The sequence below is a fragment of the Rhizobacter sp. P3_C12 genome, from assembly GCF_056402735.1.
The window spans coordinates 1-3,104 of the sequence record NZ_JBFUGW010000455.1; the positions used below are offsets into that span (position 1 = coordinate 1).

Annotated in this window: 4 protein-coding genes; all 4 read left to right on the forward strand. The window is 69.8% G+C overall.

Going from position 1 to position 3,104, the window contains the following annotated elements; all coding sequences use genetic code 11:
• Nucleotides 1–266: acetyl-CoA carboxylase biotin carboxyl carrier protein (gene accB, locus AC1DXV_RS33060; protein WP_477937743.1), on the forward strand; the 266-nt coding region annotated here is incomplete at its 5' end.
• A gap of 10 nt (nucleotides 267–276) precedes the next feature.
• On the forward strand, nucleotides 277–1,626 hold the full coding sequence (gene accC / locus AC1DXV_RS33065) for an acetyl-CoA carboxylase biotin carboxylase subunit (protein ID WP_477937745.1): 1,350 nt from the start codon (nucleotides 277–279) through the stop codon (nucleotides 1,624–1,626).
• Between the two features lie 7 nt (nucleotides 1,627–1,633).
• The gene (gene prmA / locus AC1DXV_RS33070) at nucleotides 1,634–2,542 is read left to right on the forward strand and encodes a 50S ribosomal protein L11 methyltransferase (protein ID WP_477937747.1); all 909 of its coding nucleotides are present in this window, start codon (nucleotides 1,634–1,636) and stop codon (nucleotides 2,540–2,542) included.
• A 7-nt stretch (nucleotides 2,543–2,549) separates the two neighbouring features.
• Nucleotides 2,550–3,104, forward strand: a 555-nt coding sequence (locus AC1DXV_RS33075) for a zinc-ribbon domain-containing protein (RefSeq protein ID WP_477937749.1), incomplete at its 3' end; no start/stop codon positions are given.

A 3,104-nucleotide genomic window follows, 5' to 3' on the forward strand; every position in this document is an offset into this window, starting at 1 on the left:
CAGCCCCGGCCGAGGCGCCCGCCGCGCCGGCCGGCCACACCGTCAAGTCGCCGATGGTCGGCACCTTCTACGGCGCCGCCAGCCCGGGCGCCAAGCCCTTCGTCGAAGTGGGCAGCACCATCARGGAAGGCGAGCCGATCTGCATCATCGAGGCGATGAAGATCATGAACGAGATCGAGGCCGACAAGTCCGGCACCGTCACGAAGATCCTGTGCGCCAACGGCCAGCCGGTCGAGTTCGGCCAGCCCTTGTTCATCATCGAATAAGGCTGTCCGCATGTTCAAGAAGATCCTGATCGCCAATCGAGGCGAGATCGCGTTGCGCATCCAGCGGGCCTGCCGCGAGATGGGCATCAAGTCGGTCGTCGTCTATTCCGAGGCCGACCGCGACGCCAAGTACGTGAAGCTGGCCGACGAGGCGGTGTGCATCGGCCCGGCCCAGTCGGCGCAGAGCTACCTCAACATGCCGGCCATCATCTCGACCGCCGAGGTGACCGATGCCGAGGCCATCCACCCCGGCTACGGCTTCCTGTCGGAGAACGCCGATTTCGCCGAGCGCGTCGAGCAGAGCGGCTTCGTCTTCATCGGCCCGACGCCCGATGCGATCCGCACGATGGGCGACAAGGTGTCGGCCAAGCAGTCGATGATCAAGGCCGGCGTGCCCTGCGTGCCGGGCTCCGAGGGCGCGCTGCCCGACGACCCGAAGGAGATCATCAAGACCGGCCGCGCGGTCGGCTACCCGGTGATCATCAAGGCGGCCGGCGGCGGCGGCGGGCGCGGCATGCGCGTCGTGCACACCGAGGCGGCGCTGATCCATGCGGTGCAGACCACGCGCGCGGAGGCCGGCGCGGCCTTCGGCAACTCTGCCGTCTACATGGAGAAGTTCCTCGAGAACCCGCGTCACATCGAGATCCAGGTGCTGGCCGACGAGCACAAGAACGCCGTCTGGCTGGGCGAGCGCGACTGCTCGATGCAGCGCCGCCACCAGAAGATCATCGAAGAGGCGCCGGCGCCGGGCATCCCGCGCCGCGTCATCGAGAAGATCGGCGACCGCTGCGCCGCCGCCTGCAAGCGCATCGGCTACCGCGGCGCCGGCACCTTCGAGTTCCTGTACGAGAACGGCGAGTTCTATTTCATCGAGATGAACAMCCGCGTGCAGGTGGAGCACCCGGTGACCGAGCTGGTGACCGGCATCGACATCGTGCAGATGCAGATCCGCGTGGCCGCCGGCGAGAAGCTGCCGTTCCAGCAGCGCCAGATCCAGATGCGCGGGCATGCGATCGAGTGCCGCGTCAACGCCGAGGACCCGTACAAGTTCACGCCGTCGCCGGGCCGCATCACGACCTGGCATGCGCCGGGCGGGCCGGGCGTGCGCGTCGACTCGCATGCGTACACGAACTACTTCGTGCCGCCGAACTACGACTCGATGATCGGCAAGATCATCACGCACGGCGACACCCGCGACCAGGCGCTTGCGCGCATGCGCATCGCGCTGTCGGAGACGGTGGTCGAGGGCATCCTGACCAACATCCCGCTGCACCGCGAGCTGATGGCCGACGCCAAGTTCATCGAGGGGGGCACCAGCATCCATTACCTCGAAGGCTGGATGTCGCAACACAAGCGATGAGCCGTTGATGTTCGAACTGCTGTTGCTGGTCCCCGAAGACCTGGTCGAGCCCGTCAGCGATGCGCTGATGGACGAGTTGCAGGCCTTGTCGGTCTCGGTCGAGGATGCCGATGCCGACACCGATGCCGAGCACGCGCTGTTCGGCGAGCCGGGCATGCCGGCGCCGCGCGGCGGCTGGCAGCGCTCGGTCGTGAAGGCGCTGTTCGCCGAGGAAGACGCCGCCACCGAGGCCGGCGCGCTGCTGCTCGCGCAGGACTGGGCGGGCGGCGTGCAGCTGCAGGCGCTGCAGAAGGTCGAGGAACAGGACTGGGTGCGCCTGACGCAATCGCAGTTCGCGCCGGTGCCGGTCACCGACACGTTCTGGATCGTGCCGACCTGGCACGAGCCGCCGGCGCAGGCGCGCACCGTGATCCGGCTCGACCCGGGCCTCGCGTTCGGCACCRGCACGCACCCGACGACGCGCATGTGCCTGCGCTGGATCGCGACGCAGGCCCCCGCGCGCGCGGCCGGCTGGCAGCGCGTGCTCGACTACGGCTGCGGCTCCGGCATCCTCGCGATCGGCGCGGCGCTGCATGGCGGGCGCGGCATCGATGCCGTCGACATCGACCCGGCCGCCGTCGAATCGACGCGCGCCAATGCCGACGCCAACGGCGTCACGCTCGACGCCGGCCTGCCGGATGCGGCGCATGGCGAGTACCCGCTGGTGCTCGCGAACATCCTCGCGTCGCCGCTGAAGCTGCTGGCCCCGCTGCTGTGCGGCCACGTGGCCGCGGGCGGCGACCTGGTGCTGGCCGGCATCCTCGAGCGCCAGGCCGACGAGCTGAAGGCCGCCTATGCGCCCTGGTGCACGCTGGACGTGAGCGACCAGGAAGAAGGCTGGATCCTGATGACGGCGCGGAAGAAGGCCATGGCATGATTTCGCCATGAGCCTGGCCACTCGTTGCACTGCCTGCGGTACCGTCTTCCGGGTCGTCCAGGACCAGCTCAAGGTCTCCGAAGGCTGGGTCCGCTGCGGGCGCTGCGACGAGGTCTTCAACGCGCTCGAGGGCCTGTTCGACCTGGAGCGCGACTCCCCGCCGGAGTGGCGTCCCCCGACCCCGCCCCCGCCCACCCCGATCGCCGCCGCACCGGTCGCCGCCCCCCAGGCCACGCCGTCGTTCCAGCCGCTGCCCGAGCCGCCGGACGATGACGACATCTTCCAGCTGAGCGAAGACGACCGCATCCACTCGCGCTTCTTCCACCCCGAGCAGGCCGACGTCGCGCAGACGCCGGCGCAGGGCGTGGCGCAGCGCGACCRGGTCGATTTCTCCGACGCGCAGTTCAACATGGACTTGCTGGAGAGCGAGATCAACGGCGGCGCCCCCCCGCCGGCGCCGCCCCGCAAATCCAAGCCGGTGGCCAAGCCGGCCGCGAAGCAGGCGACCAAGCCGGCCGCCAAGCCCGCCGCGCGGCCGTCGGCGCCCCGCCCTGCCGCGCCC